This window comes from Arthrobacter sp. GQ119, assembly GCF_059759125.1.
The window spans coordinates 78,279-103,339 of the sequence record NZ_JCAXEA010000015.1; the positions used below are offsets into that span (position 1 = coordinate 78,279).

Sequence of the window (25,061 nt, forward strand, 5' to 3'; positions counted from 1 at the left end):
CTCGGTCAGGTCCGGCCGTCTCGGCCCGCTCAGCGGTATTCCGGGTTTTCGAAACCGAACTTCGATCCGGCCTTCCATTCTTCCGGAAGGTTGCCATATGCAGGAATCCCGCCGGCGTCCTTGAGCGTCCGGGCCAGATGCAGGAGATTCCACGTCATGAATGTGGTGTTTCTGTTGGTAAAGTCACTCTCCGGGCCGCCGGACCCCTCATCAAGGTAGCTGGGCCCGGGACCGACCGGGCCGATCCAGCCGGCATCAGCCTGCGGCGGAATCGTGAACCCGATGTGCTGCAGGCTGTAGAGAACATTCATGGAGCAGTGCTTGATGCCGTCCTCGTTCCCGGTGATCAGGCAGCCGCCCACTTTCGGATAGAACGCCCACTGCCCCTTGTCATTGAGCTGCCCGGAGTGTGCGTAGAGACGCTCGATGAGCTTCTTGGTCTGGGATGAGTTGTCACCAAGCCAGATGGGCCCGGCGACCACCACGATGTCGGCCTCCTGCACCGCCGGGTACAGCTCGGGCCATTCGTCGGTCTCCCAGCCGTACTCCCGCATGTCGGGGTAAACGCCGCTGGCGATGTCATGGTCCACGGTCCGGATCAGGCGGGTGGCCACACCCTGCTTTTCCATAATGCGGCGGCTGAGGCTGATCAGCCCCTCCGTGTTGCTCTTTTGCGGGGAGCGTTTGAGGGTGCCGTTGAAGAACAGCGCCTTGAGGTCACCGTAGTCCGCCGGGGCTCGGGCTTCATCCATGACGTGCTCCCTGGGTTGCATCGGGCAGAGGGTCAGAGACCTCCGACCAACGTAACTGACGGAAGGCGCTCCGAACAGCGGCGGCCAGCCTGCCCGAGGATCAGGAGACGCGTTTCAGGAACGCCGAGGCGTGTGCTTCCAGGCCGTTGCCCGGCTCCGACGATTTGGCCGGGGAGGCGCCGCCCGTGGCAACATCCCACCGCCACAGCAGGTTTCCGTCCACCAAACCGAAGATCCGGGTGGCCGCGCTGTAGTCCTTCGAGTGGCTCCCCCGCATCACCATGTCGGTGCTCAGCTGGATCTGCGGCCCCTTGATCTGGCCGTAGTACAGCTCGGAAATCCCGCCCGGATGCGAGATGGAGACAGAGATGTCGAATCCGCCGTCCTTGTTCCGCAGCGCCTCCACCTCGTCGGCGCTCTTCAGCGCCGGCACGATATCCGCGGGAATAAGGCCGGGACCGCCGTCGGCATCCAGCTGTTTGCGCTCCAGCGCCCAAAATCCCGTCTCGACCGTAAGGGGCCGGAGTTTGGTGCCGTCCTCGTCGGTCAGCCAGCTTTCTGCACGGTACTGCAGGTACGGCAACCCGTTATGGGTGAACGAAACGTGCTGAAGAAAATGCTCAGACCCTTCGTCGCCTGATCCGAGCCGGCCGCGGCCCTCCCACTCACCAATGAGCCAGGACAACGGGACCAGTTCGGGAGTCAGGTCTGTGGGTATCTCGATAGGCACAGCTGTTACCTCTTGAAGCAGCTAACAGGGAAGTGGTTCTACTTCTGTCCCTTGAACAGGCGGTAGACCACAAAGCCGGCAAACCAGGCCATGGCAAGGCTCGCGATGCCGAGCAGGACAAGGAAGAAAATTTCATATGCAAGTACGGACATGGTGCCATCCTAACGCGTTAGTAGATGAGTAGTTTGTCTATGAAGTAGGCAAGTGATCCAACCGCCGAAACGGGCGCCAGTCCCATCCCCAGGGCAGCCGGAAAGTTCAGGGGGACACTCCGCAACGTCACGAGCCGCCGGAAACTGACCAGCACCGCCCCCACCACCACACCGAAAACTGCGGCAGGCAGCACGGCGACGTCGGAGAGAACGAGCCCGGCCAGCGGCCCGGCAAGTCCTGCCAGAACGATCCCCAGCGGAGCGACGATGCTGTCAGGCCAGCGGATCAGGCCCGCCAGCAGGGCAACCGCAGCGCTCACGCCGGCCACGAGCATCATTTCCTTGACCCCGTTGAACCTGGCTCCGGCGATCCACCCTGCGCCCAGGCAGGACAGGAGAACGCCCACACAGCAGCCCAGCGTTGATTCCAGCCGTTGCGCCTGGCCCGTTCCGCGCACGATTTGGACGAGGAATACGGACATGACCCCCAAGGCGATGAATCCGGGCGTCCAGTCAAGGTAGCCGGGCGCGGGAACGGTGGCCGCCGCCACGGCCGAACCGGCGCCCGAGAGGCCGATCACCGCCGCGAGTGTCTTCTTGGCCGGTATGCCGAGGTAATGCGGCCAGCCCAGGCCAACGGCCAGGGCAACGACTACGGCCACAGCAAGCAGAACATCCGGCGTCCGGTAAATACTGCCGATGATGACGGAAAGTCCGGCGAGGCCGATGACCCCGATGCTCCAGGACCCCACGGCGGCCCCGGAAGGCGCGGCGGCGCTCATCTCAGGCGCGGCCATCGCGTCCTCCTCTTGACTCTGCACTCAACTTCGCTGCGTCCTCATCTGCCTGTGCCTTGACGGGCTGGCCGTCGGCGGGCGGTGCCGTCGGCGGGTTGGGCCGTTGACGGGCTGGGCTGGAGCCCTGACGGTTCAATCCTGCCCTATGTGACTGCCATATGTCGCAAATGAGGCGAGTTGCCTGCGCGAATCAGTGTCTGCCAGAGCGCCGTTGGGTATACTCAAAGCTCAGCTACGCTTCCCGCAGGGAAACGGAGACACTGGCCCGCCAGCGTGTCCGAGCCTCCTGCGGCCAGCACAGTACCGACCGGTGAAAGCCCGGTTCAGTCGCCCAATGATGCGCGGACGGCCCCTTGGAGGAACAATGTCGCACATCCTGTTACTGACCAACAGCACCGGATCCTCGGTGGACATCCTGCCTGCCTTGGAGCTCCTGAACCACCGGGTTCACATCCTCCCGGCCGAGCCCACTGCACTGCTGGAAACGGACCCCTGCGACATCGTCCTCCTGGACGCGCGCAAAGACCTTGTCGGGGCCCGGTCCCTCACCCAGCTCCTGAAAGCAACAGGCCTCAGCGCACCGCTGGTGCTGATCCTCACCGAAGGCGGCATGGCCGCCGTGTCTTCCGCTTGGGCGGTCGATGACATCGTCCTGGATTCCGCCGGCCCCGCCGAAGTGGAAGCCAGGATCCGCCTCTCCGTGGCACGGGCCGTGCCCCAAGAGGAGGACACCCCCTCCGAGATCCGGGCTGCCGGCGTCGTTATCGACGAGGCGAGCTACACGGCGCGGGTCAACGGCGCGGCGCTAAACCTGACGTTCAAGGAATTCGAGCTCCTGAAGTACCTCGCGCAGCACCCCGGCCGCGTATTCACGCGCCAGCAGCTGCTGACCGAGGTGTGGGGCTACGACTACTACGGCGGCACGCGTACCGTCGATGTGCACGTACGCCGGCTGCGCGCCAAGCTGGGCGCGGACCACGAGAACCTGATCAGCACTGTCCGCAACGTAGGGTACCGGCTCACGCTGGTGCGCCAACAGGAGGACGAGGAACTCGCCGAGGCCTGACCGGCCGGCCGCAAGACCCTGTGCAAGGCAAACTGAGTGCAAGGCAAACTGAGTGCAACGCAAACTCTAAGCAACGCAAAAGGCCCGGGCTCTTTCGAGTCCGGGCCTTTAGCGTTGCTTCAGTGGAGGACATACGGGTCGAACGTATCGAGGCCACCCCAGTGGTGGATCCCCCTCACATTCAGCTTCAGAAGCCGAACGAGATATCGACTATACCGGGCCCTCCCGGCCGCTCCAAATCGGGCATCTCTGCGGCCACTGCGTATAGCCTTGACACCATGAGCCCTGCGCACCCGGAGAATTGGCCCGTCACCGTCGTCAAGGGCGGTGTTGACGAACAGCTGCTGCGGGACATCAGGAGCCTGCTGGAAGCGGCCGAGGAGTCGGACGGCAACCCTTCCATCTCGGAACAGACCTTGGTGACGCTGCGCGCCGCGGACACCGGCCCCCACTCGCTGCTGACCCTGGCCCTCTACGCACCGGACGAGGATTCCGATCCCGCCACCGCCCAGGATCTGGCGGGCTTCGCCGTCGTCGTTGAGGAGGAGAACGCCACGGGCGTCCTTGAGATCGCCGTGCACCCGAGCTACCGGAACCAGGGTGTGGCGGACAGGCTCGTGGGCTCCCTGAAGTCCGTCCGAGGATTCGACGGGCTGAAAGCCTGGTCCCACGGCAACCACGAGGCCGCCGCGGAACTCGCGGCCCGCTACGGATACGGCCCCGTCCGGGAACTGTGGAAGATGCGGCTGGCGACAGCGGCGGCTGAACTGCCCGACGTCGGCCTTCCGGACGGCGTCGCGCTCCGCGCCTTTGAACCGGGCAAGGACGAGGACGCCTGGCTGGCGGCGAACCGCGAGGCGTTCGCCCACCACCCGGAACAGGGGTCCATGACCAGAGCAGACCTTGAGGCGCGGATGGCGGAGCCGTGGTTCGATCCCGCAGGCTTCCTCCTGGCCGAGGACAGGGACGGCCGGCTGCTCGGCTTCCACTGGACCAAGATCCACCCGCAGCACGGCGACCATCCCGCGATCGGCGAGGTCTACGTCGTCGGGGTGACGCCCGCAGCCCAGGGCATGGGCTTGGGCAAGGCGCTGACGGTCGCCGGCATCCGGTACCTGCAGCAGCAGGGCCTTCACGCCGTCATGCTTTACACGGATGCGGACAACGCCCCGGCTGTGTCGCTGTACCGCCGGCTGGGCTTCACGCGGTGGGACGTCGACGTCATGTACGGGCGGCTGGACGGGCGTTAGCCAGGCCGTTCGACGCTTAGCGCGGTCCCGGCTAAATCTGCGGGTCCCGCCGGGGCGGATGATTGTAAGGTTGAAGCTAAATCCCCCAGTATCAAGGAGAGAGCATGCAACCGGAATCCGCCGGATCAGCAACGACCGAAATCAAGGCGGCCCCCGTGCGTGCCCGTTTCGGCTCCTCCGAGGTGCCCGCGTCCCGTGCCACGCAGGACCGGATCGACATCCCTGAATTCGCGGCAATCCTTGAGCCGGAAGGCGAAATCAGCCCTGACCGGTTCCTGGACCGGGAACTGAGCTGGCTTGCCTTCAACGCCCGGGTCCTTGAACTGGCCGAGGATCCCAACCTCTACCTGCTCGAGCGGGTCAGCTTCCTGTCGATCTTCGCCTCCAACCTCGACGAGTTCTTCATGGTCCGGGTAGCCGGCCTGAAGCGGCGGATTGCCACCGGCCTCGCGGTGCCCTCCCCCGCCGGCCTCAGCCCCGTCCAGGTCCTCGAGCAGATCGGCGAGGCGGCGCACAAGCTGCAGGAACGCCACGCCAAGGTCTACGCCGAGCAGATCCGGCCCGCCCTCGCCTACGAGCACATCCACCTCATGCACTGGGACGAGCTCGACGACGATGCCAAGCGCCGCCTCAGCGTCATGTTCGCGGAAAAGGTCTTCCCCATCCTCACCCCGCTCGCAGTGGACCCGGCCCACCCCTTCCCCTACATTTCGGGGCTGTCCCTGAATCTGGCCGTGGTGGTCCGGAACCCCGTGAGCGACAAGGAGCTGTTCGCACGTGTCAAGGTGCCGGACCAGCTGCCGCGCCTGATCTCCATCGACGGCCCGCGGGCCGGGTCCGTGCCTGGGCGCGTTGCCCGGTTCATCGCCCTTGAGGAAGTCATCGCCGTCCACTTGGACCAGCTCTTCGCCGGCATGGAAGTCCTGGAGCACCACACGTTCCGCGTCACACGCAACGAGGACGTGGAGGTGGAGGAAGACGACGCCGAGAACCTCCTGCAGGCCCTTGAGAAGGAACTCCTGCGCCGCCGGTTCGGCCCTCCCGTCCGCCTCGAAGTCACCCACGACATCAACCCCAACATCCGGGCCCTGCTGATCCGGGAACTGGGAGTGGAGGAATCCGAGGTCTACTCGGTACCTGCGCCGCTGGACCTCCGCGGGCTCTCCGTCATTGCGGGGATTGACCGGGCAGACCTGCACTACCCGAAGCACGTGCCGCACACCTCCCGGTACCTGAACGAATCCGAAACGTCCAAGGCGGCGAACGTCTTCGCAGCCATGCGCCGCCGCGACATCCTGCTGCAGCACCCCTATGACTCCTTCTCCACCTCTGTGCAGGCGTTCCTGGAGCAGGCGGCCGCCGACCCCAAGGTCCAGGCCATCAAGCAAACCCTGTACCGTACCTCCGGCGACTCGCCCATTGTGGATGCCCTGATCGATGCGGCGGAGGCAGGCAAGCAGGTCCTGGCGCTTGTGGAGATCAAGGCCCGCTTTGATGAACAGGCCAACATCTCCTGGGCGCGCAAGCTTGAACAGGCCGGCGTGCATGTCGTGTACGGCATCGTGGGCCTGAAGACGCACTGCAAGCTGTCATTGGTGGTGCGCCAGGAAGTTGACGGGCTGCGCCGCTACTGCCACATCGGAACGGGCAACTACCACCCCCGCACGGCGCGCTACTACGAGGACCTCGGCCTTCTGACCGCCAACGAGCAGGTGGGCGAAGACCTGTCCAAGCTCTTCAACCAGCTCTCCGGCTACGCCCCGAAGTCCACCTTCAAACGGCTCCTGGTGGCACCGCGCTCGGTGCGCTCCGGGCTGATCGATAGGATCGAGGCCGAGATCCGCAACGCCCGCGCCGGAATTGCCGCCCGCGTGCAGATCAAGGTCAACTCCATGGTGGACGAAGCCATCATCGACTCCCTCTACAGGGCATCCCAGGCCGGCGTGAAGGTGGATGTCATTGTGCGCGGCATCTGCTCGCTCCGGCCGGGCATCCCCGGGCTGAGCGAGAACATCACGGTGCGCTCCGTGCTGGGCCGTTTCCTTGAGCATTCCCGCGTCTTCGCCTTCGCCAACGCGGGCAATCCCGTGGTCTACATCGGATCGGCCGACATGATGCACCGCAACCTGGACCGCCGGGTTGAGGCGCTGGTGCAGCTCTCCGGCGGCGAGGACACCACCTATGTCCTGGACATGCTGCGCCGCTACATGGACCCCGAAACCGCGAGCTGGCACCTGGACAGCAATGGGGACTGGACCCGGCACCACCTTGACGAGGACGGCAGGGAACTCGACGACGTCCAGTCCTGGCTCCTGGCCTCCCGTTCCCGCCAGCGCGCAACAGCGCGGCGGTAGGACCAGAGTTTGAAGAGCGATTCACCGGTACCAGACCAGACCGACCACCCCGGCGAGCCCGTTGCCGTTACCGCGGCCGGCGCCATACCTTGGCGCGTCAAGAACGATCAGCTCGAAGTCCTGCTGATCCACCGGCCCCGGTATGACGACTGGTCGTGGCCGAAGGGCAAGCTCGACGCCGGCGAGACAGTCCCTGAGTGCGCCGTCCGGGAAGTGATGGAAGAGATCGGGCTGCAGGCCCCCCTGGGCATCCCGCTCCCGCCGATCCACTACCACGTGCCTGCGGGACTGAAGGTGGTCCATTACTGGGCGGTGGAAGTCGTCAACGGTGCTCCCCTGCGCCCCGACGGCAGGGAAGTGGACAGCGTCATGTGGTGCACTCCCGAGAGGGCGGCCACCATGCTGTCCAATCCATCGGACGTTGCTCCGCTTAAGTTCCTGGCGGAGGCGCAGGCACAGAGGGAGCTGCACACGTGGCCGCTGGTCATCGTGCGCCACGCAAAGGCCAAGCCGAGGTCCTCCTGGACCAAAGCCGAAGGCGAACGTCCCCTCGCGGCCACAGGTATCCGGCAGGCCCAGGCTGTCAGCAGGCTTCTCCGGGTCTGGAAACCGATGCGCGTGGTCACCAGTCCGTGGCGGCGCTGCGTCTCCACCATCGCGCCCTATGCCAAGGCCTCGGACGCCAAGGTGAAACTCGTGGACGCCCTGACCGAGCACCGGCACGCGCGGAACCCGAAGAAGACGGCGGCCGCTGTTGATGCGCTGTTCGACAAGCAGCGGGCCGTGGTGCTGTGCACGCACCGCCCGGCCCTGCCCACCGTCCTGAAGCAGCTCAGTAACTCCATGAGCCCCAGGCTCCAGGGCGTGCTTCCCGTGGCCGATCCCTATCTGGCACCCGGGGAGATGATCATCTGCCACGTCGCCCACAGCAGCAAGAGCAGGATCGTCGCAGTGGAACAGTTCAAGCCATTCGACGACTGAGCCGCCAGCCCTCCCGGGCGGCGGGCCGGCCTCCACTAGACTGGACGCGTGAGCATCCCAACTCCCTATGAAGACCTCCTGCGTGATGTCATGGCCCATGGCACGCACAAATCCGACCGCACCGGAACGGGCACCAGCAGCGTGTTCGGGCGCCAGATGCGCTTTGACCTCGGCAAGAGCTTCCCGCTCATCACCACCAAACGTGTGCATTTCAAGTCGGTGGCCGTCGAGCTGCTGTGGTTTCTGCGCGGCGAAACCAACGTCAAGTGGATGCAGGACCAGGGTGTCACCATCTGGAACGAGTGGGCAGACGCCGACGGCGAACTCGGCCCGGTCTACGGCGTTCAGTGGCGCAGCTGGCCCACACCCGATGGCGGGCACATCGACCAGATCGCCGAGCTGGTCGCGAACCTGAAGGACAACCCCGACTCCCGCCGGCACATCGTGTCGGCCTGGAACGTGGCCGAGCTCAAGGACATGGCGCTCCCGCCGTGCCACGCGTTCTTCCAGTTCTACGTGGCAGACGGCAAGCTGTCATGCCAGCTGTACCAGCGTTCTGCGGACATGTTTCTGGGGGTGCCGTTCAACATCGCCTCCTACGCCCTGTTGACGTGCATGCTTGCCCAGCAAACCGGCCTGGAACCGGGTGAGTTCGTCTGGACCGGCGGCGATGTCCACATTTACGACAATCACATGGACCAGGTCCTGAAGCAGCTGGACCGTGAGCCGTATGAGTATCCGCAGCTGAAGATCACCCGCAAGCCGGCCTCGATTTTCGATTACACGCTGGATGACTTCGAAGTCGTCGGCTACCGGCACCATCCCACGATTAAGGCACCGATCGCCGTATGAGCACCGAGGAGACCATGGATCCGCAGGCCTTCAGCGACGGGATCGCTGCGAACATGACCGGGATCGGGCTGGTCTGGGCGCAAACCACGTCCGGAGTCATCGGCAGGGACGGCGACATGCCCTGGCACCTCCCGGAAGACCTGAAGCACTTCAACAAGGTAACGAGCGGTCATCCGGTCATCATGGGCCGCAAGACGTGGCTGTCCTTCCCGGACCAATACCGCCCGCTTCCCAACCGGACCAACATTGTCATCACCCGGCAGGAAAACTGGGGCGGGACGCCCGAGGCGGAGGGCGCCGTCGTCGTCAAATCCCTTGACGACGCGCTCCTGGAGTCGCAGTTCGCACCCGGCTGTGAGGCGATCTGGATCCTTGGCGGCGGCGAAATTTTCAGGCAGTCCGTGGACCTCGCCAACATTGCCGTGGTCACCACGATCGACCTCGAGGCCGACGGCGACACGCACGCGCCGCAGCTGGGCCCAGCCTGGGAGGCTGAGGACTCAGTACCCCGTGAAGGCTGGCTGACGGCAGCCAACGGCACCCGTTACCGGTTCACCAAATGGAACCGCGGAGAAGGTTAGACACCAAATGCTTAAGAAACCCGAAACACTCTTCGTGCTCGGCTACATGCTGCTGCCGCTGCTGGCCCTGTTGTCAGCCATAGTTGGCCTGACCATGATCCTCGGCGGAAACAAGATCGCCGGCATCATCGTGCTGGTCGTGGTCACCCAGGCGTTCGCCTTTGGGGCCTTCTTCGCCCTGCGCGCCCGCAAGAATGCAGTGCTGGAAGAGACCGACCGGCAGTAGGGACCACGCGATGGGGAGGGCTGCCCATCGCGACGGCGCAGCGCTGCAACTACAGTGTTGCAGGACTCAGCAGCCGTTCAGACAGAGAACGTTCAAACTTCGGGGGATGATGCCACAGTGGCAGGCAATTTGTGGGGCGCGGATGTGGCGCAGCTCCGCACACTCGCACAGCAGTTTGGAAAAGTATCCGACAACCTGCTGCAAACGTCATCACTTCTGACCAACCAGATCAACAGCACCCCGTCGTGGAAGGGCAACGATGCCAGCCAGTTCCGCTCGGCCTGGAATGCCGACCACAGGGCACTCATCCAGCAGACCGCACGCGCCCTCAAGAGCGAGTCAAGAAGGCTGCTGGACAACGCCAACGAGCAGGAGAAGGCCAGCGATGCTGCCCCCGGGTCCGGCGGCGGACCCGGCACTCTCAGCGGTCCCGGCGGCACCCTGCCGGGTGTGGTGGGCGGGGTGCTGCTCGGCGGGCTCGGCGGACTCCGTTCCTTCCTGACGTTCCAGAAGTACATCAAAGCTCCGCTCACACTGGCCAAGCACGCAGGGCAGTACGGATGGGTGCTGAAGAACCACCGGGCGGAGCTGGCCCAGGCGTTGCTGACGAAGGGCCGGCACCGGCTCGGCGGCCCGGTTTTTGACAGCCGCCACCTGCTGCAGACCACCAAAGGGACCGCCGCGCTCGAAGGCCTTCTGAGCAACTCTTCGAAGGCCAACCGGACTCTGGGCTTCATTGACAAGGCGTCGGATCTTGCCTCGCTGAAGAACCTGCATAATTACCCGGGACTTGCCAGGCTCGCCCCGTTGCTGGAAGAAAAGCCCCTGATTGGTGCGGGAGGCAAGCTTGAGTGGCTAGGCAAGTCGGGCCTCGGCCGGACGCTCGGCTGGGCCGGCGTCGGCTTCAGCGCCTACGACAGCTACCAAAGCTTCTCCAAGGGCGACCTGACGGGCGGCGCCGCCAACCTGGGAAAGACAATGTTGGGCGTCGGCTGCTTCCTGCCGCCTCCGGCCGGGACGGTCTGCCAGGTCGCCAGCGTCGGCATTGCTGTTTACGAGAACTGGGACACCATCAGCAGCGTGGGCAAGAACGTCGGCGAGGGGATCGCTGACGCGGTGAAGGACCCGGGTAAGTTCGTCAGTGATACGAAAGATACCCTCGTGGATGCGGGTAAGTCCGTGGGCAAGTTCCTCGGGTTCGGCGATTAGGAGAGAAGAATGACTGTTCAGGACCAGACCCAGCAGGAGCCGCGCCTCGGCATCGACGTCATCGGCTTCGGTGTGGGCGAGTTTGCGTATCTTCTGAACGTCTTCGAAGGTCCCGCACGGGACCGATCCGTCGCTGTCTTCCGTGCCGAGGAGATGGTGGATGACGTCAGCCTGTCCACAGCCGGCGCGTCGTCGCTCCTGGCGCGGGACCTGGCCACCGTTGACCACGACGGCAATCTGGGGGTTAAGGGTGTGGCCGCTGCCGTGGCCACGGCGCTGGGGCAGGCCACCCGCTGGACTGAGATTTCCCTCCTGACCGCCGAAACCATGGATAATGTCGCCTTTATTGAGGCGCCCGACGTAGCCATCATGCTGCAGCCCCGGCTGCTGGGAACCTGGTTTGTGTTCGCGAAGGACCCCGCCCTGTCCTCGGCAGAAGCCACCCTGCGCATCGTTCAACAGCATGTTGCCGAGAATCCCGGAGGCTCTGCGTACTTCGTCTTCAAGACATTGGACTCCGAGCAGCACCTTCTGGTCCGGCGTGAAGACGAAACCTGGACCACAGGCGTCCCGGACTTCGATAAGGACGACGTCGCTGAGACCGCGGGCCTGGACGATGCCGCGCTGTTGACTGCGATCGAGGATGCCCGTGGCGCGGCGTAGCCAGGGCGTCCCGCAGGATCCCGGCTACGTGCCGTCCGACCGTTCAGATGACCAGCTGATCCATCGCAGGGCGGAGAACGGCGAGCTGGTGGGCTACACTCCTGCCGAATACGGTGTGCGCAAGGACGACGGCGGCGGCCTGATCAAGCCCGTCAACAGCTCCGGCGGTATCCTTTTTCTCGCACTCCTCCTAACCGTAGGCATGGGCGTCCTGGTCTACTTCGTGGTCCAGGTCGCGATCCAGGGTACATGGCACATGCTTGGCGAAGTGTGGTGGGTCTTTCCCGCATGCATCTATCCCTTCACTTTTGCGTGGATGAGCTATCTCAAGGAGCGCCGGGCCGAGCGGCTGCGCAAAGCCCGGAATCTTTCGCGGCCCATCGAGTGACGTAACCGACTGCGCCCCGGCGCTGCAAAGTCTAAACTGGCCAAATGACTACAGCAGCTACTCCGTCCGTTGGACTGGTCGGTTGGCGTGGCATGGTCGGCTCTGTCCTGATGCAGCGCATGCAGGATGAGGGCGACTTCGCCAACATCAACCCGGTATTTTTCTCCACCTCAAACGCAGGCGGCGCCGCCCCGACTCTTGCCGGCGCGGCCGCAGGTGCGGCCGGCAAGCTCGAGGACGCGTTCGACGTCGACACGTTGGCGAAGCTGCCGATTATCGTCACCGCCCAGGGCGGCGACTACACCAAACAGGTCCACGGCGAACTGCGCAGCCGCGGCTGGGATGGCCTCTGGATCGACGCCGCCTCCACCCTGCGGATGAACGATGACTCCATCATCGTGCTGGACCCGATCAACCGCGACGTCATCGACAAGGGCCTGGCCAACGGCACCAAGGACTTCATCGGCGGCAACTGCACCGTCTCCTGCATGCTCATGGGCCTCGGCGGGCTCTTCAAGAACGGCCTCGTCGAGTGGGGCACCTCCATGACCTACCAGGCCGCCTCCGGCGGCGGTGCACGGCACATGCGTGAGCTCCTCAGCCAGTTCGGCACGCTCAACGCCGAGGTCAGCACCGAACTGGACGACCCGGCGTCGGCCATTCTGGACATCGACCGCAAGGTCCTGGCCCACCAGCGCACCGACATCGACGCCAGCCAGTTCGGCGTGCCGCTCGCCGGTTCCCTGATCCCCTGGATCGACGCGGACCTCGGCAACGGCCAGTCCAAGGAAGAGTGGAAGGCAGGGGTGGAGACCAACAAGATCCTCGGCACCTCCGCCGACAACCGGGTTGTCGTGGACGGCCTGTGCGTCCGGATCGGTGCCATGCGCTCCCACTCCCAGGCGCTTACCCTCAAGCTGCGCGAGGACCTGTCCGTCACCGAAATCGAAGACATCCTCGCCAAGGACAACGAGTGGGTCAAGGTGGTGCCCAACACCAAGGAAGCCTCGATGGCAGACCTCACTCCGGTTGCGGCCTCAGGCACCCTGGACATTCCGGTGGGACGTATCCGCAAGCTCGAGATGGGCCCGGAGTACATCAGCGCCTTCACCGTCGGCGACCAGCTCCTGTGGGGAGCAGCCGAACCGCTCCGCCGCATGCTGAACATCGCCACCGGGACGCTTTAGCCCGCCCTGCGCCGCATAACCGGCCTTGCCCCCCGGTCAAGCGGGGCAGGGTCGATCAGGCCGCGAGAAACCTTTCGTACCGCTCAACGGCCCTGGTGAACGCTGCCAGGGCCGAGGGGCCGAAGGGCACGGTATCGTCGAAGGGCTCGGGAACGAACCGTGCAGCGCGCCCTGTCCCCTGCCGCCCCCATGTCCCGACCACTTCGCCGCCCGCGACGATCGCCTTCTTGAACACCCCGTTGCCGCCCGGGACGATCTTCTGGGCGTGCTCCGGCGGCAGCACCAGGCTGCGGTCCGTGTACCCGAGCACGAACTCGTCGAACCCTGGCAGCGCCAGCACCGTGCGCTGCCCGGGCACACCGTCGTCCAGCAGCGCGGCTGTCCCGGGTGAGAGCCAGTAGCCCGTTCCGTCAAACTCCAGTTCCACGAGTTCCCCGCGCACCCTGGCCAGGGCTGCCCGCGCCCCCGTCAGGGTGGTGTTGGACCACCAGGCGAAGTCCCGCACCGTCGCCGGTCCATGGCTTCGCAGGTACCGCAGCAGCAGTTCGGCGAGACCCTCCTCGCGTCCGAGGTCCCGGGAGGTGGGGATCCAGTCGTCGAATGCCACGAACTTCTGTTGGTTGCCCTCCAGCGGCCCCGGCACCAGCGACGCGCTTTGACACAGCAACCCCAGCAGGTGGACGCCGCGCTGCCCCGTGGTCGGTTGGCCGCCTGCTTCGAAGGCTGCGAGCAGCTCACTCCGGGTGGCCCCGGCCGGCCTGCCGGATTCACTGCCCGCCCCGGAAACCAGGTCCAGGGCGATCTTCCGGCAGACTTCGACGTCCCCGGCAGCGATCTCCAGCTGGCGGTGGCGGCTCGCCATGCCCTGGACCAGGCGCGGTGTGGTGATGTTGAGGATCCACCGCAGATCCTCCGGGGCGAGCAGGTGGAGGGTACCGCGCATAGGCCAGGACCGCACCACTGTTCCCGCATTCAGGGCGGCCCGAACGTCGCTGAGTCCGGCCCCGGGAACGCGCAGGCCAACTGCCCACAGCGCCGCCTGAAGATCCTGCGCCTGCAGCGCAGTCATTCCGCGGACGGCCTCGGGCACGCCGGCGAACCCCTTACCGAGCAACCCTTGCGATGCCAGCCGCAGCCGCCCGATGATCCTGGGAGTGACCCGTGTCCGCGCCGGCGATGCCATTCCCCCATCCTAAGACCGGAGAACTGCCGGCTGGCCGGGCCGCACCGGCACCGGCTGGCACAGAAGCAGTGCCTAGTGCAGGAGCAGTGCCTAGAGCTCGACGCCGATCAGCAGGGGCTCCGGGTGCAGCTCAATGCCGAAACGCCCGACGACGCCGTCCCGCACCTCGCGCGCGATTGCCACCATATCGGCGGCGCTGGCGGAGCCGCGGTTGGTGATGGCGAGGGTGTGTTTGGTGGACAGGGATGCCCGACCGCCGGACACGCTGCCGGCGTCCAGCCCGAAGCCCTTTCCGAACCCGGACTGGTCGATCAACCACGCAGCAGAAAGCTTGACGAGGCCGTCCGAGCCGCCCGGGTACCGGGGCGCATTTCCCGGCAGGCCGGCCGCGACGTCCTCGGGCACCATCGGATTGGTGAAGAACGATCCCGTGGAGTAGGTGTCGCGGTCGGCGGGGTCCAGGACCATGCCCTTGGACGCACGCAGCCGGAGCACCTCCCGGCGGACATCGTTGGAGTAGGCCCGCTGCCCCTGGTCAACACCGAGGATCCTGGCCAGCTCGGCGTAGCGGACGGGGGCGCTCATCCTCCCCAGCGGAAGCTGGAACTCAACGGTGAGGACAACGTAGCGGGGGGACCCGTTGACCGTGGTCTGTTTGAGGATCGAATCCCGGTAGCCGAACTTCAGCTCGGAGTTGGTGAAGGTCTTCACAGCGTTGCGTTCCCTGTCCCACGTGCGGACCGCGGCGATGGTCTGGGAAACCTCAGACCCGTACGCGCCCACGTTCTGCACCGGAGTGGCGCCGGTGGCACCGGGGATGCCGGCGAGCGCCTCGATCCCGGACCAGGCGTTCAGCACCGCGTGCTCCACGAGGGCATCCCAGTTGTGGCCGGCCTGGACCACCACGGACACGCCGCCGCAGGAGTCCTCCGCGCTGACGGTGAACCCCTCCGAGGCGATCTTCACGACGGTCCCGGGGAACCCGTCGTCGGAAATCAGCAGGTTGGAACCGCCGCCGATGATCAGCACCCGCTCCCCCGCAGCGTCCGCCGAACGCACCGCCTCGATGATCTCCGCTTCCGTGCGGGCCTCGATGTAGTTGGAGGCCGGGCCGCCGACGGCAGCGGTGGTCAGGTCGTAAAGCATGGTGGGAGTCACCTGTCCAGCTTAACTTGGATTGCCGGTGTGCCTGTTATCGGGCCCTCCGTGCGTGAGGCTACGGCAGCTTCCGTGCCACCGGAGAGAGCAGGAAGCTCACCACGAGGACAGCCATGACGGCGAGCAGGGAGTGGAGGATTCCGACGTGTTCGGCCAGGAGACCCAGCAGCGGCGGCCCGCACAGGAAGGCACCGTAGCCAATGGTCGAGACCACCGACACACGGGCAGCCGCTTTGGCGGGATCGTCGGCGGCGGCGGACATGCCCACCGGGAAGCCCAGCGAGGCACCGAGCCCCCAGATGGCCAGGGCAGCGAATGCGAGCCACGGCACCGGTGCGAACACGAACAGGGCCAGCCCCGCGACGGCGAGCGCGGAGCACCAGCGCATCACGGGCACCCTGCCGAACCGGTCGAGCAGGACTGTTCCGGCGAACCTTCCGATGGTCATGAAAGTGACGAAGATTCCGTAGCCTGCTGCTCCGGCTGCGTCCGACTGGTGGTGGCCGTCCGCGAGTGCGAGCGCCACCCAGTCCCCCGCCGCGCCTTCGGCCAGTGCCAGGCCGAGCACCATGACACCCAGCAGCAGCGTCCGTTTGTCCCGCCAGGCCTGCGCGATCTTGCGCTTGTTGTCCAGCGGGGCATCCGCGTCTTCGGTTCCCGGGCGGATGATGGGGATCGGTCCCGTGGACGGGTCCTCGAAGGTGTCCGGACGGTAGGGGGCCGAGCGTTCAACAGGCGTGATGTCCGCACGGAACCAGCGGGCCGCCGTCGTCACCGAACCCGCCACCGCCAGGCCCGCCGCCGCGAGGTGCCAGAACACGGGCACGTCCGCGCCCGCCGCCCAGGCCCCCAGCCCGGCACCGGCCACGGTTCCCAGGCTGAAGGCGCCGTGCAGCCGCGGCATGATGTGGCGTCCGACGGCGCGCTCCACGGCGGCGCCCTCAACGTTGGACGCAGTGTTCCAGCTCGCGGTCCCGAGGCCGATCACGACCAGCCCGGCAGCCACCGCCGGCGGACTGGCCAGCACTGATGTGCCGAATCCGGCCAGGACCAGCCCGGCGCCCACCATGATGCTGCCGATGCGGATGGTGCGCTTGGAACCGAGCCGCAGCACGATCAGCCCCGACGCGGAGACAGACAGGAACGACCCGGCCGACATGCACAGCAGCAGCAGCCCGATGGTCGCCGGTGTAAGGTCCAGTCCGTCGCGGATGGCGGGCAGCCGTGCGACCCATGAGGCGAAAGCGAGGCCGCTCGCTGCATAGGCCACCACCACGGCGTTGCGCCAGTGCGTGACCTCCGGTGCCTGGATGGCAGTGGAACTCAAGGCAGCTTGACGAGCGCCTGGGCCTTCACGAGGACTTTCTGTCCGTCAAAGACGACGGCGAGGTCCACGCGCGCGGTGCGCGCATCGGCGTCGAGCGCACCGATGGTGCCGCTGACGTCGAACACCGCCCCGGGATCGGGGGATCCGGTGGTGTCGGTGACCAGCACCGGCTTCGTGAAGCGGGTCTGGTAATCGACGACGGCGGCCGGGTCGCCTGCCCAGTCGGTCACCAGCTGCACGGCGGCACCCATGGTGAACATGCCGTGGGCGATGACGCCGGGGAGTTCCACACCGGTGGCGAACGCCTCGTTCCAGTGGATGGGGTTGAAGTCACCGGACGCGCCGGCGTACTTGACCAGGTCCTGGCGGGTGACGCCGATGCTCCGGCTGCCGATGTCCTGGCCGACGGTCAGATTTTCGAAAACGGCATTCATGGTTACTGTCCCTCTCCGCGGACCAGGATGGACGACTTGGTGGTGGAAACGGGCTCCCGGCCGTCGCCGTCGGTGAGGGCGAAGATCTCTGCCCGGGTGGTGATCATGGCGCCGCCGCCCATGGCGCGGACGCCGTCCACATGCAGCTCCGCCACCAGCCGGTCGCCGGCGAAGATGGGGCGGTGGTGGGTGAAGCGCTGGTCGGCGTGGACCACGCGTGAGAAGTCGATGCCGGCTTCCGGGTCCTCGATCAGCTGGGCGTCGGCCCGCTGCGCAATGATGATGGCGAACGTCGGCGGAGCCACGAGATCGCGGTGCCCCAGGCCCTGTGCGGCGTCGACGTCGAAATGGGCGGGGTGGGTGGCCTTGACGGCCCGGGCGAACTCGCGGATTTTCTCGCGGCCGACGTCGTACACCTCTGCGGCAGGGTAGCTCCGGCCCTGCAGATCCGGATTGATAGTCATGGCCTCAACCCTATCGGGGGTGGGCGTGGACCACCCAGTCGGGCCGGCTGCCGCTACCTTTTGTAGGACTTGCGGATCTGCTGGCCGCGGACCACGAGGGCGACGACGTGCAGGACCAGGCCCAGGCCGATCACGGGCAGCGAGGCGATCATCAGCCCCTGGTTGTGCATGCCGTTCCCGGCGAGGTTGAGGATGATGCCCGCAGCGATCAGGCCCATAGCGCTGAATACCAGGACTTTGTAGGATGCGGGGGCCGTGGCCCAGAATTCGTTCAGCACCATGCCAGTCTACAAGCCGCCCGAATACTGGAGTTCATGACGGAAGTCCCGGAGCGGCGGCCATTAGAACAGCGCTTCCTGCACTGCCGGAACGCCGGAACTGAACTCCCCCAGCTCCACGTGCCGGGCCTTCAGCTGCCCCAGGCTGACCACGAAGTCAAGATCCGAACCGTCGATGACAGCCAGGGCGTGGCTTCCGCACAGTGCCCCGAGGGTGAAGCCGTGGCTGCCGCCGTCCAGGCCGTGCGGATACGCATGCCGCACGGCGGCCCTGCAAATGCCGCGTCACCCTGTCCTCCAGGAGGCGCACCACGCGCCCGTCGTCGGCGTGCGCCACATAGCGGCCCACCACGGCACCCTGCTCGGCCAGCCGGTTCCATTTCCGGGGCTGCGACGCCGTGCCGATTTTGCTGGCGCCGTTGGCGAAAGTGGCCACGTACAGCCAGTGCGGCTGCATGAGGTAGCTGCGCAGCCCGGGCGGCACCCGGCTGCCCCGGTGGAAGTCGTGGATGAGCCGGAAGTCGTCCACCACAAAGCAGCGCTCACACTGGCTGCCCCGTGCCGCCGGGAACCGGTCCGGGCACGGCACATGTTCCCGCTCCGAAGCGGAGAAAACCCTGGTGTGCCCGAGGCAGTGCTTCCCACCATCCGCGACCCGGAAGCCGAGCCGCGTGCCGGCGTCGAGCTTTAACCCGCGAAATCCGCGCTTCGGCGAAAGCGGTTGCAGGCGCAGCACGGGACGTCCGCCGTCGGCCGCTGCAGATGCAGGAGGCGGGCCATCCCAAAAGACCCCGTGCACCAGATAGCTGGTATCGGTCACGGGGTCTCCTGGCAGTACTGGGGCCGGCTACAGCGCCGGCTGCACCCCAAAGGCTACCGCGAGCTTAATGATCTTCTCGGCACGGCCGAGTCGCGGCAGGTCGGAACCGTCGCGGATAACGCGGCCGTTGGCTTCAAAGTCGGCCATGAAGTCGGTGGCCCAGGCGACGTCGGACGGCGTGGGGCTGATGACCTCGTTGATGACGCTTGTCTGGTCAATGGCCAGGCAGAGCTTGCCGGTCATGCCCATCATCACCGTGACGCCGGTCTGTTCGCGCAGGATCGGGTGGTTGGTGCCGACGGTGGGGCCGTCGATGGGCCCGGGCAGGTTGCCGACGCGGCTGGCCACCACGAGCTTGGCGCGCGGGTATGCCATGGCTTCCTGGGTGTTGGCCATGCCGGTGTCGCGGCGGAAGTCGCCGGATCCGAAGGCGAGGCGGAACGCGCCCTGTGCCTTGGCGATGTTGTTGGCTTCCTCGATGCCGACGGCGCTCTCCACGAGGGGGATGACGGGCGTCTTGCCGTCCATGCGGTGGAAGCTCTCCGTGACCTGGTCGGCGGATTCCGTCTTGGCCAGCATGATGCCCAGCAGGCCGGGAGTGCCGCGGAGGCCAGCGAGGTCGTCGGCCCAGAAGGGGCTGAGGGCGTCGTTGATCCGGACCCAGGCCTGGCCGCCGCCTGTCAGCCAGTTCACCACGTTATCGCGGGCCGTGTTCTTCTGTGACGGGTCCACCGCGTCTTCGATGTCGAGAATGATGGAGTCCGCTCGGGACACCGCCGACTGGTCGAAAAGTTCGGTTTTCATTGCGTTGACCAGCAGCCACGAACGGGCGATTTCGGCAGGGATGTTGCGTTCGTGCCGGGTGATCTCGGCGGTGGAAGTAGACGTCATACATATACCGTATCGGGCCTGCACCTGCTAAGGCGAAGATGACCGGCCTTCCGCGGTGATCAATACGACCAAGAGCCCAATCCTAGGCTCCCTCAGGGACGTTCCGCCAGCCTTCCGTCACAGGGGATAATCCGCCGCAACCGGATGTCTCATGACCCTCCGTTGCGCCCTGTTTCCGCGGATTTCCAAGGGTGTCCATCCGTGAACCGGGCGCTTTTCCCGGCACCCGAAGTGCGCTTACATCGATCCATCGGCCGCCGCGGAGGCCGGCAGGAACGGCCCCCGGCCGCCCGCACCTGACCACCGGCAGCTGGAAGCGCCTGTTACACCTGAACGCCTGCAACGAAACCGAAGGAACCTCCATGAAACGACACCTGACCATCCTGAGTGCTGCGGCCGCCGTCGTCATCGCCCTGACAGTGACCGGCTGCGGCGGTCCCTCGGTGGCCGGCACAGGCGCACCGGGCGCCAACGAGGTCAAGGAACTCCGCTACCAGGGCTGGGCCAACACCGTGACACTCCCTGAACTGGCCGAAGACCTGGGGTATCTGGGCGACGTGAAGCTGAACTGGGTGGGCAACACCATCAGCGGCCCGCAGGACATCCAGTCGGCGGCGACCGGCCAGACGGACTTCGGCGGAGCGTTTGCCGGGGCCGTGGTGAAGCTCGTCGAGGCCGGGGCGCCGGTCAAGGCCGTGATCAATTACTACGGCGAGGACAGCAAGACCTTCAACGGCTTCTACGTCAAGGAGGACAGCCCCATCAAATCCGCCAGGGACTTCATCGGCAAGAAGATCGCGGTGAACACCCTGGGCGCCCATTCGGAGGCCGTGATCAACACCTACCTCCGCAAGAACGGGCTCAGCGCGGAGGAAATCAAGCAGGTCCAGCTCGTCGTGGTCCCGCCCAACGACACCGAGGAAGCCATCCGCCGCGGACAGGTGGACGCCGGCTCCCTCGGCAGCGTCCTCCAGGACAGGGCCATTGCCAACGGCGGGCTGCGCTCCGTTTTCAGCGACTTTGACCTGTTCGGCAGCTTCGCCGGCGGACCGTATGTGCTGCGGGAAGATTTCATCGCCCAGAACCCGAACACCACCCGGACGTTCACCACCGCCGTGGCGAAGGCAATCGAGTGGGAACGCACCACTCCCCGCAAGGAAGTGATTGCCCGCTTCACCAAAATCCTGAACGAGCGCGGCCGCAATGAGAACCCGGCCGCCCTGCAGTACTGGAAGAGCGTAGGCGTTCCCGCCAAGGGCGAGATCAAGGATGAGGACTTCACCCGCTGGAACGACTATCTGAAGTCCGCCGGCAACATCAAGGACGGTTTCGACCCCAAGAAGCTCTACACCAACGAATTCAACGGCCTCATCTCCAAGTAAACCGCCGCTCCATCACCGCAAGGAACACAACAGTAAGGGAAGAACCATGACCGCCATCACTGAAACCAAACTCGAATTCGCCAAGCTGGGATCCCGCATCGGCGCCGAAATCCGCGGCCTTGACCTCAGCGGGGACCTCAGCGCCGAAACCGTGGCGCAGATCCGCGCGGCCCTGAACGAGCACAAGGCGCTCGTCTTCCGGGAGGCCAACATCCTCTCCGACGAGGCCCAGGTGAAGTTCGCCAGCCACTTCGGGCCCCTCACCAAGGCCCACCCGACAGTGGCCTCCGTGGAGGGCGAGGAAAACGTCCTGCCCGTGGACAGCGAGAACGGCGCCGCCAACAACTGGCACACGGACGTCACGTTCGTGGTCAACCCGCCGCAGGCGTCCACGCTGCGCAGCATCGACCTGCCGGCGTACGGCGGCGAGACACTGATCGCGTCCTCCGCCGCCGCGTACCGGGACCTGCCGGATGAGCTGCGGAACTTCGCCGACACCCTGTGGGCCATCCACACCAACGACTACGACTACTCAGTGCCCAAGAACCTGGAGCACGCCAACGCCGAGGAGCGCCGCAAGGAGTTCACCCGGCTCAAGTTCGAGACCGCGCACCCCGTAGTGCGCGTCCACCCGCTGACTGGCGAGCGCGGATTGTTCATTGGGGGCTTCGCACAGCGTCTGCGGATCGTTGGACTGTCCAACACGGAGTCCCGGGACATCATCCGGCTGCTCCAGGCCTATGTCACGCGGCCCGAGAACGTGGTGCGCGTGGACTGGGAGCCCAACCAGGTGGTGCTCTTCGACAACAGGATCACCCAGCACTACGCTCCGGACAACTACGACGGCCAGCAGCGCAAGCTCAACCGCGTCACCATCGCCGGGGAGATTCCGGTGAGCGTGGACGGCACGCCGAGCCAGGCGCTGAAGGGCGACTCGTCCACGTATTCGGAGGTTGCCCCGCTGAGCTGACGCACCGCCGTCGGCACTTCCAGGGACGCACCCACACCCAACTGGCTCGCAGCAGGTGTCGTTTTGAACGTTCAGAACGACCGCAACTGCGAGCCAGTTGGGTTTACGTGTTTAAGGGATGGTGCTCCCGCGGGCCGTGACCCACAGCCGGTACCATTCCTCGCGGGTCATGGTCTCCGCCACCCTGGATGCCCCTGCGCAGGCCCGGATCCGGTCCGCGTTCGCCGTGCCGATCACCGGAGCGATCCCTGCCGGGTGCTTCATCAGCCACCCCAGCAGCACGGCCTCCCTGGTGGTGTCCCTGTCCCGTGCCATGTCGGAGAGCAGCTGGGCCGTGGCCCCTTCGGCAAGCGTGGGCCGTTCGGGCGGATTGCCGGTGTAGTGGCCGCGCGCCAGGGCACCGTAGGCCTGCAGGGTGATGCCCCGCCGGGCACAGTATTCCAGGGTGCCGTGCGGGAAGCTGTAGTCAGCGGCGCCAGGGTGGTTGACCAGCACAGTGCTCTCCAGCCAGTCGCGTTTGAGCAGGCTCAGCTCGAGCTGGTTGGCGATCACGGGCGTCTCGAGGCTGTCCTGAAGGAACTCGATCTGGGCAGCGGACATGTTGGACACGCCCAGCGCGCGCACCTTGCCGTCCGCCATCAGCTTCCCGACGGCGGCGCTCACCTCTGCCGGGTCCATCAGGGGGTCGGGGCGGTGCAGCAGGAGGACGTCGACGTGGTCGGTGCGCAGCCGTTCGAGGCTGCCGTTCACCCGTTCGATAATGGCATCACGGCTCAGGTCATAGTGTGTCTCCAGGCCCCGCTCATTGAGCCGGATGCCGCATTTGGTCTGCAGCTGGATGCGGTCCCGCAGCCCGGGAGACCCGGCAAGGACTTCGCCGAAAACTGCCTCGGATTTTCCGTTCCGGTAGATGTCCGCATGATCGAACAGCGTGACCCCGATGTCCATCGCGGCCTCCACCGCCGCAGCCGCGGTTTCAACGTCGGTGACGGTGTACGGGGCCCCCGACCAGCTCCCGCCCAGGCCCATGCACCCATAGATCAGCCGGCCGGCGGTCCCCCGGCCGGACGCCGTTGCAGTTTCTTCAGTCATTGCATCACTCTTTCACTTCCGCCGGAGAAGGCCCAGCGTTTAAATGCGCCGGTGGCGGCACCCTGGCACAGGGCACCGCCACCGGCGCGGTTTCACTGCTGTCCGCTGCTGCGCGTCTCGCTACTGCTGCGGTTCGCTGCCCGTCTCGCTGCTGCGCGGTTAGCGCAGCCAGGCCGTGGCGTTGGCCGGCAGCCTGCCGCCTTCCAGCGGGGTGCTGCTGACCAGCACGGTTCCGGCAGGAAGCTCGACGGCGGTGTCGCCGAAGTTGGTCACGGAGTGCCAGCCGCCGGGGCGGCTGAAGTGCAGGACCTCCGGGTTGCCGGTTTCGATCCATTCCAGCTCTTCCGCGGCCTGCAGTTCGCGGCGCAGCTTCAGCGCCGTGCGGTACATCTCGAGCGTGGAGCCTTCCCTGCCGTCCTGTGCCTCGACGGCGTACTTGCTGAACCATTCCGGCTGCGGCAGGTGCGCCCCGCCGTCGCCGAACCCGAAGGACGTGCCCTCGACCGACCAGGGCAGCGGCACGCGGCAGCCGTCCCGGCCCACTTCCACGCCCTTGTTGCGGAAGAACGAGGGGTCCTGGCGCTCGGATTCCGGGATTTCCGCGACTTCCTGCAGGCCCAGTTCCTCGCCTTGGTACAGGTAGGCCGAGCCGGGCACCGCCAGCATCAGCAAGGTGGCCGCACGGGCACGGCGCTCGCCGAGCTCAAGGTCCAGATCCTCCTTGGGACCGCCGGCCAGCAGCCACTCCTTGCCGTCCTGGCCCTTGGCGTGCTTGCCTTTGGATCCCTTGGGCAGGCCATAGCGGGTGGCGTGCCGGACGACGTCGTGGTTGGAGAAGACCCAGGTGGAGGAGGCTCCGGTGGCGGCGGCCTCTGCCAGGTTGCGGGTGATGATTTCCTTGAACTCCTCAGCGTCGAAGTCGGCCTGCAGCAGGTCGAAGTTGAACGCCTGGCCCAGTCCCCGGGGGCTCGCGTAGCGGGGACGGCGTGTGGCGTGCACCCAGGCCTCGGCGACGGCGGTGCGGGGCGGGTTGTATTCGTTGAAGACCTCGCGCCACTCGGCGTAGACCTCGTGGACTTCGTCCCGGTCCCAGAACGGGTGGGAGCCGTCGGCGAAGCCGTCCGTGCCGGTGTTTGCTGCGCTCAGTTCCAGCTTGGACAGCAGCGGCTCGGTGAGGTCCTTGGTCAGGGCGTGCGCGACGTCCACGCGGAAGCCGTCCACGCCGCGGTCGGACCAAAAGCGCAGGGTCTTGAGGAAATCGTCGCGGATCTCCCGGTTGGCCCAGTTCAGGTCCGGCTGTTCCTTGGCAAAGATATGCATGTACCACTGGCCCGGAGTGCCGTCCGGTTCGGTGATGCGCTCCCAGGCGGGACCGCCGAATACGGAGTCCCAGTCCGACGGCGGGAACTCACCGTTCGGGCCCTTGCCGTCGCGGAAGATGTAGCGGTCGCGGGCAGGTGATCCCTTCGGGGAGGCGAGGGCCTCCCGGAACCATTGGTGCCGGTCCGAGGAGTGGTTCGGGACGATGTCGGCGATCAGCTTGATCCCGGCGGCGTGAAGTGCCGCTGACATCTCGTCGAAGTCCTCCAGCGTTCCCAGCTTCGGGTCCACGTCGCGGTAGTCGTCCACGTCGTAGCCGCCGTCGGCGAGCGCCGAGGGGTAGAACGGGCTCAGCCAGACGGCGTCGATTCCCAGCGACTTCAGGTACGGGACCTTGGCGGTGATGCCCTTGATGTCACCCAGTCCGTCCCCATTGGAATCGGAGAAGCTGCGCGGGTAGATCTGGTACACGGACGCCTGGCGCCACCAGTTCGGATCAGCGAGCTGGTGGTCATCGGACAGGGTTGCCAGTGTGGCGGTGGTGGACAAGGGAT

General features: G+C 66.0%; 25 protein-coding genes and 1 pseudogene. 13 read left to right on the forward strand and 13 right to left on the reverse strand.

Annotation, left to right across the window (positions count from 1 at the left end; genetic code table 11):
* Window positions 1–29: 29 nt before the first annotated feature.
* From AC6CH3_RS14860 to AC6CH3_RS14870, 3 genes are all read right to left on the reverse strand, one after another.
* Entirely contained in the window at window positions 30–752 is a 723-nt protein-coding gene (locus AC6CH3_RS14860) for a flavodoxin family protein (protein ID WP_498133149.1), read from the reverse strand.
* Window positions 753–852: 100 nt separating this feature from the next.
* Window positions 853–1,482 (reverse strand): nitrobindin family protein, encoded by a 630-nt coding sequence (locus AC6CH3_RS14865; RefSeq protein ID WP_498133150.1) that lies wholly within the window; start codon window positions 1,480–1,482, stop codon window positions 853–855.
* A 169-nt stretch (window positions 1,483–1,651) separates the two neighbouring features.
* On the reverse strand, window positions 1,652–2,431 hold the full coding sequence (locus tag AC6CH3_RS14870; protein ID WP_498133151.1) for a permease: 780 nt from the start codon (window positions 2,429–2,431) through the stop codon (window positions 1,652–1,654).
* Between the two features lie 364 nt (window positions 2,432–2,795).
* Here AC6CH3_RS14870 and AC6CH3_RS14875 point away from each other — a divergent pair, with 364 nt between their 5' ends.
* The 11 genes from AC6CH3_RS14875 (at window position 2,796) to asd (ending at window position 13,188) form a co-directional block, all read left to right on the forward strand.
* Complete coding sequence (locus tag AC6CH3_RS14875) at window positions 2,796–3,497, forward strand: winged helix-turn-helix transcriptional regulator (protein WP_498133152.1); 702 nt, start codon at window positions 2,796–2,798, stop codon at window positions 3,495–3,497.
* 278 nt (window positions 3,498–3,775) lie between these two features.
* Window positions 3,776–4,747 carry a mycothiol synthase gene (gene mshD, locus AC6CH3_RS14880; RefSeq protein ID WP_498133153.1) on the forward strand — a complete coding sequence of 324 codons (972 nt, stop codon included), beginning with the start codon at window positions 3,776–3,778 and terminating at the stop codon, window positions 4,745–4,747.
* 104 nt (window positions 4,748–4,851) lie between these two features.
* Complete coding sequence (locus AC6CH3_RS14885) at window positions 4,852–7,101, forward strand: RNA degradosome polyphosphate kinase (RefSeq protein WP_498133154.1); 2,250 nt, start codon at window positions 4,852–4,854, stop codon at window positions 7,099–7,101.
* Between the two features lie 9 nt (window positions 7,102–7,110).
* Window positions 7,111–8,082 carry an NUDIX hydrolase gene (locus AC6CH3_RS14890; RefSeq protein ID WP_498133155.1) on the forward strand — a complete coding sequence of 324 codons (972 nt, stop codon included), beginning with the start codon at window positions 7,111–7,113 and terminating at the stop codon, window positions 8,080–8,082.
* A 48-nt stretch (window positions 8,083–8,130) separates the two neighbouring features.
* A complete protein-coding gene (locus AC6CH3_RS14895) occupies window positions 8,131–8,934 on the forward strand; it encodes a thymidylate synthase (RefSeq protein ID WP_400580347.1) in 804 nt (267 codons plus the stop codon).
* Window positions 8,931–9,515 (forward strand): dihydrofolate reductase, encoded by a 585-nt coding sequence (locus AC6CH3_RS14900; RefSeq protein ID WP_498133156.1) that lies wholly within the window; start codon window positions 8,931–8,933, stop codon window positions 9,513–9,515. The genes AC6CH3_RS14895 and AC6CH3_RS14900 overlap by 4 nt, the downstream gene beginning before the upstream one ends.
* Before the next feature lie 7 nt (window positions 9,516–9,522).
* Entirely contained in the window at window positions 9,523–9,741 is a 219-nt protein-coding gene (locus AC6CH3_RS14905; protein ID WP_205652827.1) for an NF038396 family protein, read from the forward strand.
* A gap of 117 nt (window positions 9,742–9,858) precedes the next feature.
* Window positions 9,859–10,950 carry a WXG100 family type VII secretion target gene (locus tag AC6CH3_RS14910; RefSeq protein WP_498133157.1) on the forward strand — a complete coding sequence of 364 codons (1,092 nt, stop codon included), beginning with the start codon at window positions 9,859–9,861 and terminating at the stop codon, window positions 10,948–10,950.
* A gap of 9 nt (window positions 10,951–10,959) precedes the next feature.
* Window positions 10,960–11,613: a hypothetical protein gene (locus AC6CH3_RS14915; RefSeq protein ID WP_498133158.1), complete on the forward strand. Its 654-nt coding sequence runs from the start codon at window positions 10,960–10,962 to the stop codon at window positions 11,611–11,613.
* On the forward strand, window positions 11,600–12,001 hold the full coding sequence (locus tag AC6CH3_RS14920; RefSeq protein WP_498133159.1) for a hypothetical protein: 402 nt from the start codon (window positions 11,600–11,602) through the stop codon (window positions 11,999–12,001). Before AC6CH3_RS14915 ends, AC6CH3_RS14920 begins: the two co-directional genes overlap by 14 nt.
* Before the next feature lie 44 nt (window positions 12,002–12,045).
* Entirely contained in the window at window positions 12,046–13,188 is a 1,143-nt protein-coding gene (gene asd / locus AC6CH3_RS14925) for an aspartate-semialdehyde dehydrogenase (protein ID WP_498133160.1), read from the forward strand.
* A gap of 55 nt (window positions 13,189–13,243) precedes the next feature.
* Here the strand turns inward: asd and AC6CH3_RS14930 are convergent, their stop codons facing one another.
* The 8 genes and pseudogenes from AC6CH3_RS14930 to AC6CH3_RS14965 all read right to left on the reverse strand — a co-directional run bounded on the left by AC6CH3_RS14930 (window position 13,244) and on the right by AC6CH3_RS14965 (window position 19,743).
* Window positions 13,244–14,371, reverse strand: coding sequence for a winged helix DNA-binding domain-containing protein (locus tag AC6CH3_RS14930; RefSeq protein WP_498133161.1), 1,128 nt, complete (start codon window positions 14,369–14,371; stop codon window positions 13,244–13,246).
* A gap of 90 nt (window positions 14,372–14,461) precedes the next feature.
* Window positions 14,462–15,529 carry a UDP-N-acetylmuramate dehydrogenase gene (locus tag AC6CH3_RS14935; protein ID WP_498133162.1) on the reverse strand — a complete coding sequence of 356 codons (1,068 nt, stop codon included), beginning with the start codon at window positions 15,527–15,529 and terminating at the stop codon, window positions 14,462–14,464.
* A gap of 58 nt (window positions 15,530–15,587) precedes the next feature.
* On the reverse strand, window positions 15,588–16,856 hold the full coding sequence (locus tag AC6CH3_RS14940) for an MFS transporter (protein WP_498133163.1): 1,269 nt from the start codon (window positions 16,854–16,856) through the stop codon (window positions 15,588–15,590).
* Window positions 16,853–17,290 carry a MaoC family dehydratase gene (locus AC6CH3_RS14945; protein ID WP_498133164.1) on the reverse strand — a complete coding sequence of 146 codons (438 nt, stop codon included), beginning with the start codon at window positions 17,288–17,290 and terminating at the stop codon, window positions 16,853–16,855. Before AC6CH3_RS14945 ends, AC6CH3_RS14940 begins: the two co-directional genes overlap by 4 nt.
* Window positions 17,291–17,292: 2 nt before the next feature.
* Entirely contained in the window at window positions 17,293–17,754 is a 462-nt protein-coding gene (locus AC6CH3_RS14950; protein ID WP_400580374.1) for an FAS1-like dehydratase domain-containing protein, read from the reverse strand.
* Between the two features lie 53 nt (window positions 17,755–17,807).
* A complete protein-coding gene (locus tag AC6CH3_RS14955; protein ID WP_498133207.1) occupies window positions 17,808–18,032 on the reverse strand; it encodes a DUF3188 domain-containing protein in 225 nt (74 codons plus the stop codon).
* Window positions 18,033–18,095: 63 nt separating this feature from the next.
* Window positions 18,096–18,852 (reverse strand): annotated as a pseudogene (locus tag AC6CH3_RS14960) (DUF2797 domain-containing protein).
* A gap of 27 nt (window positions 18,853–18,879) precedes the next feature.
* Window positions 18,880–19,743, reverse strand: a complete 864-nt coding sequence (locus tag AC6CH3_RS14965) for an HpcH/HpaI aldolase/citrate lyase family protein (RefSeq protein WP_498133165.1) — start codon at window positions 19,741–19,743, stop codon at window positions 18,880–18,882.
* 362 nt (window positions 19,744–20,105) lie between these two features.
* Between AC6CH3_RS14965 and AC6CH3_RS14970 the strand changes: the two genes are divergently transcribed.
* Both AC6CH3_RS14970 and AC6CH3_RS14975 read left to right on the forward strand, forming a co-directional pair.
* Window positions 20,106–21,125 carry an ABC transporter substrate-binding protein gene (locus AC6CH3_RS14970; protein WP_498133166.1) on the forward strand — a complete coding sequence of 340 codons (1,020 nt, stop codon included), beginning with the start codon at window positions 20,106–20,108 and terminating at the stop codon, window positions 21,123–21,125.
* Between the two features lie 46 nt (window positions 21,126–21,171).
* On the forward strand, window positions 21,172–22,095 hold the full coding sequence (locus tag AC6CH3_RS14975) for a TauD/TfdA dioxygenase family protein (RefSeq protein ID WP_498133167.1): 924 nt from the start codon (window positions 21,172–21,174) through the stop codon (window positions 22,093–22,095).
* Between the two features lie 111 nt (window positions 22,096–22,206).
* On the opposite strand, the gene AC6CH3_RS14980 is transcribed toward AC6CH3_RS14975, so the two are convergent.
* On the reverse strand, window positions 22,207–23,187 hold the full coding sequence (locus AC6CH3_RS14980; RefSeq protein WP_498133168.1) for an aldo/keto reductase: 981 nt from the start codon (window positions 23,185–23,187) through the stop codon (window positions 22,207–22,209).
* Between the two features lie 159 nt (window positions 23,188–23,346).
* Window positions 23,347–25,056, reverse strand: coding sequence for a glycoside hydrolase family 13 protein (locus tag AC6CH3_RS14985; protein ID WP_498133169.1), 1,710 nt, complete (start codon window positions 25,054–25,056; stop codon window positions 23,347–23,349).
* Between the last annotated feature and the right edge of the window lie 5 nt (window positions 25,057–25,061).

Coding starts and splice junctions, on each gene's coding strand:
- AC6CH3_RS14860 (WP_498133149.1), bottom strand. CDS start 752: ATGGATGAAGCCCGAGCCCCGGCGGACTACGGTGACCTCAAGGCGCTG.
- AC6CH3_RS14870 (WP_498133151.1), bottom strand. CDS start 2,431: ATGGCCGCGCCTGAGATGAGCGCCGCCGCGCCTTCCGGGGCCGCCGTG.
- AC6CH3_RS14875 (WP_498133152.1), top strand. CDS start 2,796: ATGTCGCACATCCTGTTACTGACCAACAGCACCGGATCCTCGGTGGAC.
- mshD (WP_498133153.1), top strand. CDS start 3,776: ATGAGCCCTGCGCACCCGGAGAATTGGCCCGTCACCGTCGTCAAGGGC.
- AC6CH3_RS14885 (WP_498133154.1), top strand. CDS start 4,852: ATGCAACCGGAATCCGCCGGATCAGCAACGACCGAAATCAAGGCGGCC.
- AC6CH3_RS14900 (WP_498133156.1), top strand. CDS start 8,931: ATGAGCACCGAGGAGACCATGGATCCGCAGGCCTTCAGCGACGGGATC.
- AC6CH3_RS14905 (WP_205652827.1), top strand. CDS start 9,523: ATGCTTAAGAAACCCGAAACACTCTTCGTGCTCGGCTACATGCTGCTG.
- AC6CH3_RS14915 (WP_498133158.1), top strand. CDS start 10,960: ATGACTGTTCAGGACCAGACCCAGCAGGAGCCGCGCCTCGGCATCGAC.
- asd (WP_498133160.1), top strand. CDS start 12,046: ATGACTACAGCAGCTACTCCGTCCGTTGGACTGGTCGGTTGGCGTGGC.
- AC6CH3_RS14930 (WP_498133161.1), bottom strand. CDS start 14,371: ATGGCATCGCCGGCGCGGACACGGGTCACTCCCAGGATCATCGGGCGG.
- AC6CH3_RS14945 (WP_498133164.1), bottom strand. CDS start 17,290: ATGAATGCCGTTTTCGAAAATCTGACCGTCGGCCAGGACATCGGCAGC.
- AC6CH3_RS14950 (WP_400580374.1), bottom strand. CDS start 17,754: ATGACTATCAATCCGGATCTGCAGGGCCGGAGCTACCCTGCCGCAGAG.
- AC6CH3_RS14965 (WP_498133165.1), bottom strand. CDS start 19,743: ATGACGTCTACTTCCACCGCCGAGATCACCCGGCACGAACGCAACATC.
- AC6CH3_RS14970 (WP_498133166.1), top strand. CDS start 20,106: ATGAAACGACACCTGACCATCCTGAGTGCTGCGGCCGCCGTCGTCATC.
- AC6CH3_RS14975 (WP_498133167.1), top strand. CDS start 21,172: ATGACCGCCATCACTGAAACCAAACTCGAATTCGCCAAGCTGGGATCC.
- AC6CH3_RS14980 (WP_498133168.1), bottom strand. CDS start 23,187: ATGACTGAAGAAACTGCAACGGCGTCCGGCCGGGGGACCGCCGGCCGG.